Origin of the sequence: Herbaspirillum sp. BH-1 (assembly GCF_002870055.1) — a bacterium.
In the GTDB taxonomy this organism is placed as follows: Bacteria; Pseudomonadota; Gammaproteobacteria; order Burkholderiales; family Burkholderiaceae_D; genus Herbaspirillum; species Herbaspirillum frisingense.
Window position 1 is genome coordinate 1 of the sequence record NZ_PKOI01000005.1, and the last position, 16,570, is coordinate 16,570.

Below are 16,570 nucleotides of genomic sequence, written 5' to 3' on the forward strand. Positions count from 1 at the left end.
GCAGGAAGCTTTTCAGGGGCGATGGGGAAGAGGGGGGGAGCCGGGGTGTTGTCATCCGGCCATTCTAACCTCTCGCAGGTGGCTGGCGGCAGCTCAGGCGCAGGGGTCGTTGCCCAGGGCGATGGCACGCAGGGTGGCCAGGTCGCTCAGTTCGACGTCGCGGTGGTTGACCTCGATGACGCCGGTCTTCTTGAAGTTGGTCAGCAGGCGGCTCACGCTTTCCACCGCCAGGCCCAGGTAATTGCCGATTTCCTCGCGGGTCATGCGCAGCTGGAAGCGGGTGGTCGAATAGCCACGGCTGGCGTAGCGCGAGGACAGGTTCAACAGGAAGGCCGCCATCTTCTGCTGGGCCGTCATGCTGCCCAGGGTCAGCATGACGCGCTGCTCGCGGGAAATCTCCAGGCTCATCATGCGATGGAACTGGCGCAGCAGGGTCGGCATGTCGCGGAACAGGTCTTCCAGCCGCGAGAAGGGGATTTCACAGACTTCGCTGTCTTCCAGCGCCACCGCCTCGCACAGGTGGTGGCCGGCGCCGATGGCATCCATGCCCAGCAGTTCGCCGGCCATCTGGAAGCCGGTGATCTGCTGGCCGCCATTGGTATTGCTCTGGAAGGTCTTGAAATGCCCCAGCCGGATGGCGTAGAGCATGTCGAACTTGTCGTTGAGGCGGTACAGGGACTCGTCGCGCTTGACCTTGCGGCGGCGGTTGATGACCTGTTCCAGTCGCTGCATGTCGCCCTGGTCCAGGCCCATCGGCAGGCATAGCTGGTGCATGCTGCAGGCCGAGCAACTGGCGCGCAGGGTATGCAGCGTGAGCGGTGGCGGTGCGTGGGCGGACGTGGGGGCAGGTAGGCTGGACATAAGCGTGTGGAGATCCTCTATGTTGTGGCGGCGTCGGCTGGCCAGGGTTTGGCGTGATGATAGGTGATACGCAACATCGTGATGCGGCCACGCAGCTATTTTTTCCGTTACTTTTACCACAGTTCTCGTCTGCTGAATGCATCCGCTCGCCTGATAACAGAAACTTTCATCACTTCAATGCCCAACGTGCATTCCAGTTAAGTCAGGCCGTGCTTCCCGAGCGCTGGCAGGCTTGACCTGGACCACGGGAATACGTCGCCAGTCTCACTTGATCAGCTTCAGGACCGTGCGGAACTGCGGGTGCGCGCTCTCCCGCAGCCATTCATAGGCCACCATTTCCAGGGTTACCGGAACCGCACCGGCCTGGCGCAGGCGCTCGAAGGCGGCATCGCGGTCCAGGGCGCGGCGCGAGCCGCAGGCGCCCAGCAGCGGCAGCACGCGATAGCCCCGTTGCAGCAGCGAGAGCGCGGTCTGCAGCACGCAGATATGGGCCTCGCAGCCGGCCACGACGATCTGCCGCACCGAGGGGGGAATGGCCGCCGGCAGGCCCTCGGCGCAGGCGTCGAAGTGGCGCTTGGAGAGGGTCTTGTCACACAGGCGGCGGATGTCGGGGTGGTTGGGACCGAGCTTGTCGGGCATCTGCTCGGTGCCGATCACCGGCACCCCCAACAGGCCGGCGATGCTGGCCATGCGGACCATCTCGGCCAGCACGGCCTGGCCGTCATGGATGGCCGGCAGCAGCTTTTCCTGCGGGTCGACGACCAGCAGGGCGGATTCGTGGGCCTGGATCAGCATGTCGCGGGGTCTTTCAAGAATGGGTTGGCAGGAATTGAAGGTTTTGTGTCATTGACGCCAAAGCACCCTCGATCCGACAATTTTTCCATCAATCACCCTCCGGAGCAAATCCCATGCGCTTCCCCTCCGCCGCCTCTGCCGGCAGCCGCAACGCCGCCGTCCTGGCCCTGTGTCAGGGGCTCTTCACCTGCGCCATCTCGATCGACCTGACCCTGACCGCGCTGACCGGCTGGCAACTGGCACCGGACAAGGCGCTGGCCACCCTGCCGTTTGCCCTCATCACGGTGGCCGGGGCGGTGGTGACCTGGTTTGCGGCTTTCCTGATCCAGCGCCTGGGGCGGCGCTGGTCCTTCGTGCTGGGGGCGGGCAGCTGCTGCGTGGGCGGGCTGATCTCGGTGTGGTCGGTGTTCCATGCCCAGTTCTGGACCTTCTGCGCCGGTACCGCCCTGGTCGGGGTGTTCCAGGCCTTTGCCCAGTATTACCGGCTGGCGGCGGCCGATGCCGTCAGTGAAGCGGTCAAGAGCCGCGCCATCTCCACCGTGCTGGCCGGTGGCGTGATCGCGGCACTGGTCGGCCCGGCGCTGGCGGCCTGGAGCAAGGACTGGTTCCCCACCGCGCTCTTTGCCGGCGCCTATCTGGTGGTGGCGGCCATGGGTCTGCTGTCGGTGCTGGTGCTGATCCTGTTCTATCGCGACCAGGCCGATCACCTTGCTGCCGCAGCGACCACGGGCACGGAACTGGCGCCGGCACGGCCCTTGTCGGCCATTGCCCGCACTCCGGTGTTCATGGCCTCGGTGGCCAACAACGTGGCCGGGTCGATGGTGATGATGTTCATCATGACTGCCGCACCGCTGGCGGCGGTGGCCTGTCACCATGGCATCGACGATGGTGCCGCCATCATCCAGTGGCATCTGGTGGGCATGTATGCGCCGTCCTTCTTCGCCGGGCGCCTGATCCAGCGCTTCGGGCTGGGCAGCGTGCTGCTGGCCGGGCTGGCCATGAACCTGGGTTGTGCGCTCATCGCCATGCTCTCGACCACCTTGCCAGCCTTCTATGTGGCCTTGCTGCTGCTGGGCGTGGGCTGGAACTTCATGTTCGTGGGCGGCACCACCTTGCTGGCGCAGTCCTACACCCCGTCCGAACGGGCCAAGACCCAGGGCCTGGCCGAGCTGATGCGCTACGCCGCCACCGCCCTGGCCACTCTCGGTGCCGGGCCGTTGCTGGCGCGCTTTGGGTGGGAAACCCTCAATGCCGCCATCCTGCCGGTGCTGCTGGTCTCGGCGCTGGTCACCGGGCGCTGGATGCTGGCCCAGCGTGCCGGGCGGGCGACGCTGGTGGCCGGGCTGCGCTAAGATCGCACGGACCTTCACTTCTGATCTTTACTAAGCGACTACAGGGTTTGCATGGAATCCAAGCACGCACCGCGCCAGGTTGTCATCCTGGCCTATGAAGGCATGAACCTGCTCGACCTGTCCGGGCCGCTGCAGGTGCTGGCGACCACCAATCGTCTGCAGGGGCGGGAGGTGTATCGGCTGCATGTGGCTTCGGCGCAGGGCGGCGCCATCGTCACCAGTGCCGGACTGCCGGTGATGACGCAGTCGCTGGCGGCGCTGGATGGACTGCTGGACGGGCAAGAGTTGCATACGCTGATCTCGCCCGGCGGCAGCCTGGGCGAACCCTTCCGTCTGGACCTGGCACTGGTGGCATGGATACGCAGGATGGCGCCGCGTGCACAGCGCGTCTGCTCGGTCTGTACCGGCGCCTTCCACCTGGCGGAGGCCGGCGTGCTGGATGGCCTGCGGGTGACCACGCACTGGGACTCGGCCGAACAGCTGCAGCGCCGCTATCCGGCGCTGGAGGTCGATGGCGACCCGATCTATATCCGCCAGGGCCGTATCTGGACGTCCGCGGGCGTCACCGCCGGCATCGACCTGGCACTGGCACTGGTGGAGCAGGACCTGGGCCATGCCTGCGCCATCGCCACGGCGCGCCAGCTGGTGGTGTTCGTCAAGCGTCCGGGTGGGCAGTCGCAGTTCAGCGCCCCGCTGGCCTCGCAAGCCACCGGGGCAGGGCGCTTTGCCGAGCTGCATGCCTGGATCGCCGCGCATCTGGAAGCCGACCTGCGGGTGGAAAACCTGGCGCGCCGGGCCAATATGAGCCCGCGCACCTTTGCCCGGCTGTATGTGGCCGAAACCGGACGCACGCCGGCCCGTACCGTCGAACTGATGCGGCTGGAAGCGGCGCGCCGTGCGCTGGAGGAGACCCGCCTGCCGCTCAAGCGCATTGCCAGCCAGGCCGGCTACGGGGAAGAGCAGAACCTGCGGCGGGTATTCCTGCGCCAGCTCGGGGTCAGTCCCGGGCAGTACCGCGAGCGTTTCGCCCGCCTGGATCAGGCGCTGCAGCGGGCCTAGCAGCGGGACTATCGCCTGGTCGCTCCCCAGTTGTCCCTGGGCTCGCGCTCATAGGCGCTCCAGTCGTCCAGGAACAGGGCCGGCGTAGGTGTCGGCGTGGCGTCGGTATCGCTGTCCCAATGCAGGGTGTCGCCACTGCGCTGCAGTCGTAGCGGCTGCGGCGCGTCGGCCTGCAATCGCCAGTCGCCGGCTTGCCAGCGCCAGCGCTGACCTTCCACCCCGCCCGGGCCGACACGCAGGTCCACCGTATTGGGTGCGCCCATCCACAGTCGCGCCAACGGCGCGCCCTGCAGGGTGACCAGCGCGGCGGTGACGTCGCGTTGCCGCCGTACCTCTTGCAGCAGGGCCTGCTGGTCCTGCGCCGTCCAGCGTGCCACTGTCGCCAGCGCCGCCAGTGGCACGTACTCTTCGGCCCAGCCCCGGCGCCGGGCGCTGGCCAGGTCGGTGACCGGCTCCGGTGCACCGGCCAGGGCTTCGGTGATGCGCTGCGCGCCACGGGCCAGCAGCATCTGCAAGGCTGGCAGGCCATCTTGCTCGGCCACGCACAGCAGGCCGATGGCGCCCGCAACGCCCTGGTCCAGCCAACGGCTGCCGACACCCTCGCGCAGGTCGGCCTGGTCGATGACGAGGCGTCGCGCCAGGGCGGCGGCGATCTCGGCGCGCCGGATCAGGCGGCCATTGCCTTGTGGGGCGACATCCCAATGCGCTTGCTCGGCCAGCAACAGCAAATTGCCGGCGACGGCTGCATCGGCGTCACCGGGCGGCAGGCCACGCGGCCACTGCACCACGCCATCGATTGCCGGGGCCTGACCGAGACGACGGCCGACGCAGCGTGACATTTGCTTCAGGTCCTGCGCCACCATCGTGGCGTCGACGCCGCGCCAGCGGTCGTGCGTGAGCAGCGGGGCGTCGGCCAGATGGCTCTGGCGGGCCTGTGGCGCATGGAAGGCGGCGAAATCGAGCACGCCCTGCCGGCTTGCCTGGCTGATCGGGAGGCTGGTGGTGTCCGCGGACTGCAGCCGGACCTCCCACTTCCATTGCCCGCCGGGCGCGGCCGCACCGCTGGCCAGGCTGGCGGTATAGCCTGGCAGAGCCAACGTCGCCGCCAGGCCTTGCCGAACGCGCTCGGCCGGATCGCGCAGCACGCGTTCGCCGTCCAGGCCCAGACGTGGCAGCACATCACGGGCACGTATCCAGAACGCATCGCCGACCAGCCAGGCGGGGCGTGCCTGTATGCCTTCGTCGGCCACCGTCCAGCCCTGCGCCGAGACCTGCCATTGCAGTTCCACCGTGCAGGCGCGCTGGCGACATTCGGGCAGGGCCAGCACCAGATGGTCGTCGGTCACGGTGGCGGCGATATCGTGGCCATCGCGTCTGGCCGATATCAGCGCGAACCCGGTGGGTAGCTGCGCGTGCAGGTGTTCACCGGCGAGCTGCAGCCCGTCGATGCGCCAGCGGCCTTGCAGGTCACGGTGCTGCGGCCTGACCAGCAGCGCCACTTCGCCCCCGGCGACGCTGAAACCGGTGGCGGCCTCTTGCTGCCAGCGCCGCTCCCAGCGGGCGTCACTGGCTAGTCGTTGCGGCAGTGTCTGGTAGCCTCCCTGTTCCACAAAACCTTGCCACAGGGCGTGGGCAGTGATTGCCATGATCAGCATGGCGACCATGGCGATGACGCCCGGCCAGGCTGCCAGCCCGCAGCGCAGTTGCGCGACCGAGCTGCGCCAGCCACGATCCAGCCCGCGCCGGGTAAGGCCGGTGGCCAGTGCGACCAGGGCCAGCACCAGCGCCAGCTTGAAGAGATCGCCCAGCAGCAGCTTGTCGCGCCAGGCTGCCAGGCCGGTCAAGCCCGACAGGGTGATGTCCACGCCGCGTCCGATCTGATAGGGCGGATAGTTGACCAGGCCGACTTCGAAATTGACCACCATGACGAAGGCCGCCAGCATCGAGGCCGCATGGGCCACCCCGGCCGGGCGGATCAGCGTATGCAGCAAGAGGCAGGTGGCCGCCAGTTCCAGGATGGCCGGCAGCAGCACCAGCAGCTGGTGCGACAGGGGCAGCAGCAGATCGCTGCGCGCGCCGGTGAGGGCGCCGACCAGCAGTGCCGCCAGGGCCGGGATCAGCACGCACAGGGTCGCCGCCAGGGCGGCGGCCACCGCCCGGCCGATCACCCTGACTGCGGCGGGCGCCGGTGCCGCGTCAAACATCTCCTGCAAGCCGGGTTGCTGGTCGCGCCGCGCTGCCAGACCCACCATGGCGGCGCACAGGAAGACGATGATCAGGTAGAAATGCCGCACCAGCACCGGCGAGATGAATTCGGCACGCGCCTGCATCGGTCCGTAGCCATGCTGCACCCCGTGGACGAAGCCAGCCGCCGATGCCAGCAGCACCAGCAGCGCCAGCGCCAGCCACAGGCTGCGCCGCCTGAGCAGCAGCCCGGCTTGCCAACGGCATTCGTCCCAGGCGGCGCGCAGCCAGGCATCGCCAGGCTTGCCATCGGGTTGGCATATGGACACCGGCCTTGTTTGAGCGGCGGACAGCGCGGGCCTGAGGATGGCCGGCCGGCGCGGCGTGGCGTGCAGCAAGGATTCACGGCGGCAGCGCCACAGGCTCACCGCCAGCAGCACCAGCGGCAGGCCGCACCAGATCAGCCGCCCCAGCAGGAAACCGGGGGTGAGCGCGATCAGGGCGCTGCGCTTCTGTTCCGGCGTCCAGTGATCCACCACCTGACGCTGCGCCTCGGCAAAGCCGGATGGGTCGAACAAAGCCGTGACGAAGGGATCGATATGGGCGTCCTTGAGCACCGTCATGGCCAGCATCCAGCACGCCATCAACAGCGCCGACACGGCAAAGGCCGCGCCCACGCCCCGCCAGCGCAAGGTGGCGGCGAAATACAGCGCGCCCGAACCCAGCGCCAGCGGCAGCGTGAAGATCAGCCAGGCCCAGGCCAGCGCCGCCCACGGTGCCGGCCCTGTCGAGCCCGCCGGGATGGTGCCGATGGCCTCCATCAACGGCGCCAGCAGGAAGCCGATCACCTGCGACGAGCCCACGACCAGCGCCACCCCCAGCGCACCGACATAGCGCGCCAGCAGCATCTGGCGCAGGGGACGCGGCGCGCTCAGGATGATTTCCTGCAATTGTGCATGACGGTCCCGCACCACCGCCTGGGCGAACACCCAGGCCCAGGCAAAGAACAGGAAGAAGGCCATCCCCGAGGTCATCAGGTACACCAGCGAGGGAGCATTGCGTGGCACATCCACGGCGGCCATGCTGCGCAGGCTGTCGGCACTGGTCATGATCATCAGGATGTAGCCGGTCAGGGCCAGGTGGATCAGCGGCAGCACGCCCGAACGGAGACCGGTGACGAACTCGGTCCAGGCTTCACGCAGGAAGTAGCGCATTCAGTGCTCCTGACCGTGCAGGCCAGCCGCTTGCAGGGCGGCGTAGTAGGCGTGTTCCAGGGTCGGGACCTGCGGCAGGTAATCCGGCCCCGGTGCCGTGTCGGCCTGTACCACCGCCAGCGTGCCGCCGGGCACGGCCGTCAGTAGCAAGGCCGCAGGCACCGCCTGGCCGCGCCCGATCCGCCGCGCCCACAGGCGTCCCTGCAACGGCGCGCAGAGCGCGGTCGGCGCGCCTTCGGCCACGATGCGCCCGCCGGCCAGGATGGCCAGACGGTCGCACAGGTTTTCGATGTCTTCCACGATGTGGGTCGAGAGCAGTACCACGGCCTCGGCAGCGACGTCGGCCAGTACCCGGTGGAAGCGATTGCGCTCGGCCGGGTCCAGGCCGGCGGTGGGTTCGTCCACGATCAGCAGGCGCGGCGAACCGATCAGCGCCATGGCGATACCGAAACGGCGCAGCATGCCACCGGAGTAGCTTTCCACCGGCCGCTGCGCTGCCTCGCTCAGGTTCACGCGCTCCAGTAGCATGGCCACCTCGGCCTTGCGCTGCCGGCCATCGGTGCGGCCCTTGAGCCAGGCGAAGCGCTCCAGCAGGCTGCGTCCGCTCACACCCGGATAGGCGCCGATGGTCTGTGGCAGGTAACCCAGGCGCTGGCGCAGCCGGTCCGGATGGGCCAGCACATCGACTCCGTCCAGGGCGATGCTGCCGCTGTCGGGCCGCTGCAGGGTCGCCAGCGTGCGCATCAGGCTGCTTTTGCCGGCGCCGTTGGGGCCGAGCAGGCCGTACAGGCCGGGCGCGACATCCAGATCGACGCCAGCGAGCGCCTTGACGCCGTTGGGGTAGGTCTTGCTCAGACCGCGAATACGCAGTCCTGGTTGGTCTGACATGGGGAAACCTCGTGATGGGGAAGACGATGCGGGAGCGCCGGCCCGGGCCGCTACGCCTGCGGCCCGGGGCGGGGATCAGAAGCGGTAGCGCGCGCCCACGCCCAGGCGGCGTGGTTCACCGAAGGTGACCAGGCTGCCCGAGCCCTGGGGGTTGACGGAGGTGCGATACTCGGCGTCGGTCAGGTTGCGGACATAGGCATACAGGTCCCAGGGACCGGTCTGGTAACCGCCCTTGAGGTCCACCGTGACAAAGGCGCCATCGCGGGTGGTGTTTTCCGGGTTGAAGTAGCGCCGGCCCTGACCACGCACATCGCCACGGGCGTAGAAGCCGGTTCCCGCGCCGTATTGCAGACCGACGGTGAGGGTGTGGGCCGGGGTCTTCTCGATGCGGTTGCCGGGTTTGACCACGGCGCCGTTGTCGGCCCGTCCTGCATAGTCGTCATAGGTGGCGCGTACCAGCCCCAGGCTGGCGTTGGCCTGCCAGAGCGAACTCAATTGCAGGCCGGCCTCCAGCTCCACGCCCTGGGACTTGCCCTGGCCGCCGTTGGAGGTCTGGATCATGCCGCTGCTGCGGTCGAAGCTGTAGACGTGGATGTCCTTGATGTCCATGTGGAACAGCGTGGCGGCCAGGCTCAGGCGGCCGCTGTCGGTGCGCATGCCGAGTTCGTAGTTGGTGGAGCGCTGCGGGCCGAAGCGGTTGTCCTGCTCGCGCGCGCTGGAGGGCCAGTAGTTGTAGCCCCCGGGCAGGTAGCCCCGGGCGACCGAGGCGAAGCTGGTCCACTGCGCATTGAGGCGGTAGGACAGCGCGGCCTTGGGCAGGAAGGCAGTCCAGGTATGGCTGGCGTCATGGATGGCGATGGCCGGTGGCGCGCCGTGGGTGCCGACCGGCTGCATGGTCATGGCCACGTCGAAGTGCTTGCGGATGTGCTGGTAGCGCCCGCCCAGCGTCAGTTCCAGGTCTGGCGTGAGGGGCGCCATGATCTGCCCGAATGCGGCCTGGGTGCCGCTACGGGTGGCCGAAGGGGCATCCATGTCTAGGTTCACGCCGGGCATGCCCATGAGGGCGCCCGGGTATTGCATGCCATAGCGCGTATTGCGCGATTTTTCCTGTTCGAAGTAGAGACCGCCCAGCCAGCGCAACTGCCCCGGATTGCCGGCTGACAGCCGCAGTTCCTGGGTGGTGCTGTCGATGCCGAGATGCAGGAACTGGTTCAGGCCGTCGTAGAGGGGATTGCCACTCCCCCAATCGACATCGTAGTCGCCGTCCATGGCGATGGACTTGCGGGTCAGCACGGCATCCAGCCTGAGCGTATCGAACTGGTGCTGCAGTGCCAGGCTCTGGGCGTTGGTGCGGGTGCGGGTGTAGGTCGGCTGGTCGAAGCTGGCCTGGCGGGCGGCGTCGCGGGTGAGCGAGCGGTAGTCGCTGCCGAACGGCACCAGCCCGCCATCGGCGCCACGGTTGTTCTGGTCGTCGCCACTCAGGTTCAGTCGCAGCTGGGTCGCAGCCGACAGACGGTAGAGCAGGCCCAGGCGCAGGCGCTGTTCGTCGGCGCGATTGGCGTGGGCGTCCATGCCGGGGTAGCGGTTGCTGATCCAGCCATCGGTCTGGGCCGCTTTCACCCCCAGGGTCAGGAACAGCGCATCCTTGATGAGCGGGCCACTGGCCGACAGGCCCAGTTCCCGGCTGCCCAGGCTGCCGGCTTCGATCCCGCCCTGGCCGGTCCAGGTATTGGTGGGGGTCTTGGAGACGACGTTGATGACGCCGCCGATGGCATCCTTGCCATACAGGCTGCCTTGCGGTCCGCGCAGTATCTCGACCCGTTCGACATTGTCCAGCAAGGCGTCATAGGCGATGCGGTTGCTCTGCGGGATGCCGTCGATGATCATCACCATCGGGTTGGCATTGGTGAAGGTGGAGGAATTGATGCCGCGGAAATTGAGGTCGTTCGAATACACGAAGCGCGAGGACAGGTTGGGTACCTCGCGCACCAGGTCGGCGACGTTGCGGATGCCACGCTCCTGCAGGTCGTCACCGGTGACGACGGTGACGCTCTGGGGAACGGCGAGCAAGGTTTCTTCCACCTTGTTGGCGGTGACGGTGACAGGGTGCAGTGCTGTGGCGGGAGTGGTCGGGTTGGCCTGCGCCATGGCCGAACCAGCCAGGGCCGCGCATGCCGCGGCCAGGACCGTCTTGCGGGTCTTCATTGATGTTTTCCAGTGAGTGAAAAGTGAAGGTTGGGTACCCGGGGGAAACCTTCAGGACGCCGTCGGCCGCCCCTGCAGCAGCACGAAACCGGGCAGGCGATGGCCCAGCCAGGGCAGGTGCGAGAGCCAGGGCATCAGCGCGAAGGGAAAGCCACGCAGGCGGCGGTAGGGCAGTAGTGTCAGGCTGGCCAGCGGCAGGTTCCAGCGCTCCAGTTGCGGCGCGATCTGGTGCCGGTCGATGCCCCATGGCATGGGCGGCAGGCGATAGTAGGGTGTCTTGTGGAGACCGCGCAGCGTCTTGCGGGAAAACCAGCGCGGAATCACGTCGAACATCAGGGTGGAGCCTGGGAAGCGCGCCAGGAGGGTCTGCAGCAGGGCGGCTACCTGATCGGGTTCGAAGTACATCAGCAGGCCCTGCATGCTCACGAAGCATGGCCCGGTGCCTGCGATCTGGTCCATCCACGAGAAATCCAGCGCGCTGCAGGCGATGTGGCGGCAGCGCGCCGAGGGCGCCAGGAAGCGTTCCCGCACCGCCAGCGCCTGCGGCAGGTCCACGCAATACCACTGCACGCGACCATCGTCGATGCGCTGGAACTGCGTTTCCAGCCCGCAGCCCAGTTCGATCACCGGACCACCGGGATAGGCCGCCATCCAGTCCCGCACGGCCTGGTCGAACGCCAGCGAACGCACCGCATGCGAACTGTCGGGCGCGCCGAAGGAGCGGCGGTACTCATAGTCGATGGCGCCGTACAGGGCGATGGCGTGCTCGTCGCTGATCCAGGCATCTTTGCGCAGCGCCTCGCTGGCACGGTTGTGCAGGGTCCAGAGCATGGTTTCCGGCACCCCGGTCAAGTTGGTCTGATTGTTTCGCATGGGAGGAAGGGAGGGTCTCTGGCTTTTCTTCCTCCGGATAATAATGATTCCCATTTAAAATGCTGCCCGTATCGGTATCGAGACTACCCGTTGCGGTTCAGCTTCTCTTGTCATGAAGAAGACTTTCCTCTCTCAACCGCCGCAAGACCTCAAACTCGCCTCCGAACTGCGTGGCGATCCGGCTGCACTCGGCCTGGGGCCGGACGATCATTACCAGAGCCGCACCCTGGCCATCGGTGCGGGTATCGAAATGGCGCTGTGGCGCGGGTGTTTTCACCGTCCGCTGGAACTGAGCATGCTCTACGACCAGGACTGGGTGCAGTTTTCGTATTCCATGCAGGGGCGTGGTGACTTCGAGATCGAAGGCCTGTCGCGCTGGGGCGAGCAGAGCGTCGGCGACGGCGCGTCATTTCTGCTCTACCCGCGTGGCTGTCGCGGCAGCTTCCGCCACAGCGGTGTATTTTCCGGGGTCAGTTTCTTTGTCGAGCCGACGGTGTTCGTGGCGCTCAATGCCGAGGGTGGGGAGCTCAATGAGCGGGTCGCTGCGCAGCAAAACTTCCTGCGTTCCTGCCACCAGCTTTCTGGCAGCGCCCGCTATCTGATCACGCAGGCGCTGCATGCGCAGGGCTTCCTGCCGGAGGCGCCGATGCGGCACGGACATCTGTGGATGCAAGGACAGGGCATGAGCCTGATGGCGCTGCTGATGGAGGGTTGCGAGCAGAGCCCGCCGGGTGCCGCCGGCCTGTCACACGCGGACCGGCGCAAGCTGCTGCGCGCTCGCGATATCCTGCTGGCCGACCTGTCCTGCGCGCCGGCATTGGCCAGCCTGGCGCAACAGAGCGAGCTGGGTCTGCTCAAGCTCAAGCGCGGCTTTCGTAGCCTCTTCGGCAATAGCGTCTATGGCCTGTATCTGCAGGAGCGGATGCTGGAAGCACGACGCCGCATCGAGAAGGAGGGGCAGTCGGTGACCACGGTGGCGGTGGACCTGGGCTATTCCAACCTGAGCCACTTCGCGGCGGCGTTTCGCAAGCAGTTTGGCATCAACCCAGCGCAGTGCAAGCGCTTCGCCAAATAGTCGTCGCCACAGCGCTGAAAAGACCCTATGGCACTGGCTGCACCTCGGCCAGCGGCTCCAGCGACTTCAGCCCGGCCAGCGAATCCAGCCACCATGACAGCGCCGGCCCGGCCGGGTGGTCGGGCTTGTAGACGCACTGGATCGGCAGCTCCTCGCCCTGGGGCGAGTGGTGGACGGTGCTGATGCTGATCAGCCGTCCCGCTGCCAGGTCATCCTTGACCACATGCAGGGGCATGTTGCCCCAGCCCATGCCGGCACGCAGCAAGGCGTGCTTGGTCCCCAGGTCGCTCATGCGCCAGGTCAGGCGCGAGTGCACCGAGAAGTCCTGCCGCGCGGTGAGCTCGCTGCGGTCGCTCAGCACCAGCTGGGTCTGCTGCTGCAGCATCTTTTCCGTCACCCGTCCCTTGACCTGGGCCAGCGGATGGCCAGGCGCCACCACCGCCACCAGCTGCACGCTGGGCAAGGTAATGCGCAGCAGGTTGGGCGGCGTGGTCGGCAGCGTCCCCAGGATGCCCAGCATGGAGCGGCCATCGATGACCCGCTCGGCCACCGCTCCCAGCGCTTCCACCTCCAGCCTCACCGTCACGGCCGGGAACGTATCGCGAAAGCGTCGCAGCAGGTCCACCAGGCAGTCGGTGGGGAAGAACACGTCCACCGCCAGCGACATTTCCAGCTCCTGCCCACGGGCATAGGAATTGGCCCGCACCTGCAACGAATCCACATGGTCCAGCACCTGGCGCGCGTCGGCCAGCAGCGCCATTCCCGGCCGGGTCAGCTGCGGCCGATAGCCGCTGCGGTCGAACAGCAGCACCCCCAGCTGATCTTCCAGCGTGGCGATGGCATAGCTCACCGCCGATTGCGCCCGCGCCAGCTTGCGCGCGGCTGCCAGGAAACTGCCACTGTCGGCAACCTGGACAAATACCCGTAACTGGTCCAGCGAGAGGCGTTCGATGTTCATGGCATTCCCCAGAAAGCAGAGCAAAAGAGAGCAAAACGCCAACTATATCTAAAAAATTGATGATGATTATAAAAAGATAATCAGTTTTTTCGAGAAGCGAACTTGCCTATTCTGTCGTCACTGGCTGCAGCGAAACGCCGAGAGCGAACAGCACAAAGCCGGGCGTAGTCGGCAGTAGCAAGACGAACACATTGAAGTCATGTAGAAAAATGCAGCAAGGCAACACGGCATCACAACTCAAACAACCGTAGTTCACCCATACCCAATATCAGAGAGGCTTACCATGATTACCAACTACACCACCTTCCGTATCGGCCGCGTCCTGCTGGCGTCGCTGTTCGTCATCTCCGGGATCTTCAAGATCGTCGGTTTCGCCGGTACCGTCGGCTACTTCACCAGCCTGGGCCTGCCGGTCCCGACCCTGGCCGTGCTGGTCACCATCCTGGTCGAAGTCGGCGGCGGTCTGCTGCTCATGAGTGGTCGCGGCGTGCGTCCGGTGTCGCTGGTGATTGCACTCTTCACCGTCGGCGCCACCCTGTCGGCCCACCATTTCTGGACCATGGAAGGTGCCGCTGCCCAGGGTCAGATGATTCACTTCCTGAAGAACGTGGCCCTGATCGGCGCCTTGCTGCTGGTGTCCTCCATCGATACCCAGGCCCAGCCGGAAGAAGCACACTGATTCATTGATCCGCTGCTCCTCACCTGTCACCGCCCCATCAATGCAGTCCCGGCCCACGCCCAAGAGGTGCGGGCTGATTCAGATTCAAGGAGATCGACCATGACTACCCCCTACACCCGCCAGATCGAACGCCTGGTCAACGGCATCCCCACCCAGGATGGCGCCGGCGTCAGCCTCACCCGCGTGCTGACCCATGACCTGCAACGCCGCCTGGACCCGTTCCTGATGCTGGATGCCTTCCACTCCGACGAACCCAGCGACTACCTGGCCGGTTTCCCCGACCATCCGCATCGCGGCTTCGAGACCGTGACCTATATGCTGGCTGGCCGCATGCGCCACCGCGACAATGCCGGTAACGAAGGGCTGCTGGAACCGGGTGGCATGCAATGGATGACTGCCGGTCGCGGCCTGGTGCATTCCGAGTTGCCGGAGCAGGAAAACGGCCTCATGAGCGGTTTTCAGCTGTGGGTCAACCTGGCGGGCAAGGACAAGATGACCGATCCTGGCTACCAGGACATCCCCTCGGCCGGTATTCCCGAGACCTTCCCGCAACCGGGGGTGAAGGTGCGCGTGCTGGCCGGTACTGCCTTCGGTACCGATGGCGCCATCCGCCGCGAGACCACCGAGCCGCTGTACCTGGATCTGGACCTGGAAGCCGGCGTGAGCCTGGAACTGCCGATCCCGGCCACCCACAATGCTTTCCTCTACGTCTACCAGGGCAAGCTGGCCGTGGGCGACGAGGGCGCCGAGACCCGTGCGGCCGACGCCGGTCGCATGGCCGTGCTGACCAATCCGGTGGGCGCCGCCGGGGTGACGGTGCGGGCCGAGCAGGGGAGCCGCTTCCTGCTGATCGCCGGCAAGCCTCTGAACGAGCCGATCGCCCAATGGGGGCCGTTCGTGATGAATACCCGCGAGCAGGTCGAAGCCGCCATCGATGATTTCCGCGCCGGCCGTTTTTGAGCACATCTGCGCTGAAACAGACTGCACTTCATCGCCAGTCATCTGAATGAAAAAACGGGCGTCCGGGACGCCCGCACCACAACAGGAGAGCACCATGAGCAACATCCTTCACAAGATCCAGGGCCTGACCCGCGACATCGGTTTCCCCGTGCGCCGTCTGCTGCCCGCTGCTGCCGCCCGTACCGTCGGCCCCTTCGTCTTCTTCGATCACATGGGTCCGGTGGAATTCGACGCCGGCACCACCGAAGGCGATGTCCGTCCCCACCCGCATATCGGGCTGGCCACCGTCACCTACCTGTTCTCCGGTGCGATGATGCACCGCGACAGCCTGGGCGTGGTCCAGCGCATCACCCCGGGCGCGGTCAACTGGATGGCTTCCGGTCGCGGCATCGTCCACTCCGAGCGCATTCCCGACGACATCCGCGAGCAGAAGGTGCCGGTGCACGGTCTGCAGATGTGGGTGGCCCTGCCGGCCGACCAGGAAGAGGACGCACCGAGCTTCCATCACTACGCATCGGAAGACATGCCGCAGACCCAGGTAGGGGGTGCCAGCCTGCACGTGCTGGCCGGTTCGGCCTTCGGCGTGAGCTCGCCGGTAAAGACCGCCAGCCCGACCCTGTACGTGGCGGGCAGCACCACCGAGGGTGCCGAGCTGGAGATCGGCGCCGAGGTGCAGGAGCGCGCCGTCTATGTGGTCCGTGGCGATGTGACGCTGGATGGCGAAAGCATGCCGGCCGGTACCCTGGCCATTCTGCAACCGGGTGCCACGGTCGCCCTCAAGGCGGTCGGCGAGGCGGTCTTCATGATCCTGGGTGGCGCGCCGCTGGATGGCCCGCGCTTCGTCTGGTGGAATTTCGTCGCCACCTCGCGGGACAAGATCGAAGCCGCCAAGCTGGCCTGGAATGGCCGCGACAAGCAGGTGTTCCCGGATATCCCGGGTGAGACCGAGTGGATTCCGCTGCCAGCCCATTGAGCCGGATCCCGGATTCCGGATCCCGGATCCACGGCGCTGAAAAGAAAACCGCCAGTCGTGTGCATTGCATGCATCACGACTGGCGGTTTTTTTTACTGGCGGCCGCCGGTGGAGCAGGCCTCAGAGCAGTCCGATGATGCGGCCCATCTCGGTGATGTAGGGGCTGTCCTTGAGGACCTGGTTTTCCAGGCTGTCGGCGGCGCGACGCAGGGATTGCCAGGTGTCGCCGACCTGGCCGGCATGGGGTTGCGGGGCGCTCAGATGTTGCCGCAGGCGGGCGATGTCTTCGCGCAGCTGGTCGGCTTCGGTGCTGCCGGCGGGCAGTTTCTGCAGCTCCGCCTCGAACTGGCCGACCATGTCCAGCAGGCGCTGGTGATCGAAACCCGGGGTTTGCATTTGCTCGCTCATGGATTCTCCTTCGGTGATTGACCGGCTCCATCATAGGCGCATTGCAGCGGGGCCGGCGAAAAAAGCCGCCGGGGTTTGCCCGACGT

Annotated in this window: 14 protein-coding genes; 6 read left to right on the forward strand and 8 right to left on the reverse strand. The window is 66.6% G+C overall.

What is annotated here, in order from left to right; genetic code table 11:
• Nucleotides 1-93: 93 nt before the first annotated feature.
• Complete coding sequence (gene fnr, locus HBH1_RS08360) at nucleotides 94-861, reverse strand: fumarate/nitrate reduction transcriptional regulator Fnr (RefSeq protein ID WP_102662363.1); 768 nt, start codon at nucleotides 859-861, stop codon at nucleotides 94-96.
• 264 nt (nucleotides 862-1,125) lie between these two features.
• Nucleotides 1,126-1,656, reverse strand: coding sequence for an isochorismatase family protein (locus tag HBH1_RS08365; RefSeq protein WP_006463875.1), 531 nt, complete (start codon nucleotides 1,654-1,656; stop codon nucleotides 1,126-1,128).
• Between the two features lie 113 nt (nucleotides 1,657-1,769).
• On the opposite strand from HBH1_RS08365, the gene HBH1_RS08370 reads away from it, so the two are divergent.
• Together HBH1_RS08370 and HBH1_RS08375 are read left to right on the forward strand one after the other, a co-directional pair.
• Nucleotides 1,770-3,008: an MFS transporter gene (locus HBH1_RS08370; RefSeq protein ID WP_102662364.1), complete on the forward strand. Its 1,239-nt coding sequence runs from the start codon at nucleotides 1,770-1,772 to the stop codon at nucleotides 3,006-3,008.
• 51 nt (nucleotides 3,009-3,059) lie between these two features.
• Nucleotides 3,060-4,067: a GlxA family transcriptional regulator gene (locus HBH1_RS08375; RefSeq protein WP_102662365.1), complete on the forward strand. Its 1,008-nt coding sequence runs from the start codon at nucleotides 3,060-3,062 to the stop codon at nucleotides 4,065-4,067.
• Between the two features lie 8 nt (nucleotides 4,068-4,075).
• Here the strand turns inward: HBH1_RS08375 and HBH1_RS08380 are convergent, their stop codons facing one another.
• The 4 genes from HBH1_RS08380 to HBH1_RS08395 form a co-directional block, all read right to left on the reverse strand.
• Nucleotides 4,076-7,465 carry an ABC transporter permease gene (locus tag HBH1_RS08380; protein ID WP_102662366.1) on the reverse strand — a complete coding sequence of 1,130 codons (3,390 nt, stop codon included), beginning with the start codon at nucleotides 7,463-7,465 and terminating at the stop codon, nucleotides 4,076-4,078.
• The gene (locus HBH1_RS08385) at nucleotides 7,466-8,353 is read right to left on the reverse strand and encodes an ABC transporter ATP-binding protein (RefSeq protein ID WP_102662367.1); all 888 of its coding nucleotides are present in this window, start codon (nucleotides 8,351-8,353) and stop codon (nucleotides 7,466-7,468) included.
• Between the two features lie 75 nt (nucleotides 8,354-8,428).
• Complete coding sequence (locus HBH1_RS08390; protein WP_102662368.1) at nucleotides 8,429-10,558, reverse strand: TonB-dependent receptor; 2,130 nt, start codon at nucleotides 10,556-10,558, stop codon at nucleotides 8,429-8,431.
• A 51-nt stretch (nucleotides 10,559-10,609) separates the two neighbouring features.
• Nucleotides 10,610-11,389, reverse strand: a complete 780-nt coding sequence (locus HBH1_RS08395) for a class I SAM-dependent methyltransferase (protein ID WP_102662591.1) — start codon at nucleotides 11,387-11,389, stop codon at nucleotides 10,610-10,612.
• Between the two features lie 154 nt (nucleotides 11,390-11,543).
• Here HBH1_RS08395 and HBH1_RS08400 point away from each other — a divergent pair, with 154 nt between their 5' ends.
• Nucleotides 11,544-12,506 carry a helix-turn-helix transcriptional regulator gene (locus tag HBH1_RS08400; protein ID WP_102662369.1) on the forward strand — a complete coding sequence of 321 codons (963 nt, stop codon included), beginning with the start codon at nucleotides 11,544-11,546 and terminating at the stop codon, nucleotides 12,504-12,506.
• Nucleotides 12,507-12,531: 25 nt separating this feature from the next.
• On the opposite strand, the gene HBH1_RS08405 is transcribed toward HBH1_RS08400, so the two are convergent.
• A complete protein-coding gene (locus HBH1_RS08405) occupies nucleotides 12,532-13,464 on the reverse strand; it encodes a LysR family transcriptional regulator (RefSeq protein ID WP_102662370.1) in 933 nt (310 codons plus the stop codon).
• Between the two features lie 283 nt (nucleotides 13,465-13,747).
• Between HBH1_RS08405 and HBH1_RS08410 the strand changes: the two genes are divergently transcribed.
• The 3 genes from HBH1_RS08410 (at nucleotide 13,748) to HBH1_RS08420 (ending at nucleotide 16,076) form a co-directional block, all read left to right on the forward strand.
• Nucleotides 13,748-14,143 (forward strand): DoxX family protein, encoded by a 396-nt coding sequence (locus HBH1_RS08410; protein WP_006463871.1) that lies wholly within the window; start codon nucleotides 13,748-13,750, stop codon nucleotides 14,141-14,143.
• A 99-nt stretch (nucleotides 14,144-14,242) separates the two neighbouring features.
• Complete coding sequence (locus HBH1_RS08415) at nucleotides 14,243-15,103, forward strand: pirin family protein (RefSeq protein ID WP_102662371.1); 861 nt, start codon at nucleotides 14,243-14,245, stop codon at nucleotides 15,101-15,103.
• 94 nt (nucleotides 15,104-15,197) lie between these two features.
• A complete protein-coding gene (locus HBH1_RS08420; protein WP_006463869.1) occupies nucleotides 15,198-16,076 on the forward strand; it encodes a pirin family protein in 879 nt (292 codons plus the stop codon).
• A gap of 120 nt (nucleotides 16,077-16,196) precedes the next feature.
• On the opposite strand, the gene HBH1_RS08425 is transcribed toward HBH1_RS08420, so the two are convergent.
• Entirely contained in the window at nucleotides 16,197-16,484 is a 288-nt protein-coding gene (locus tag HBH1_RS08425; protein WP_006463868.1) for a hypothetical protein, read from the reverse strand.
• Between the last annotated feature and the right edge of the window lie 86 nt (nucleotides 16,485-16,570).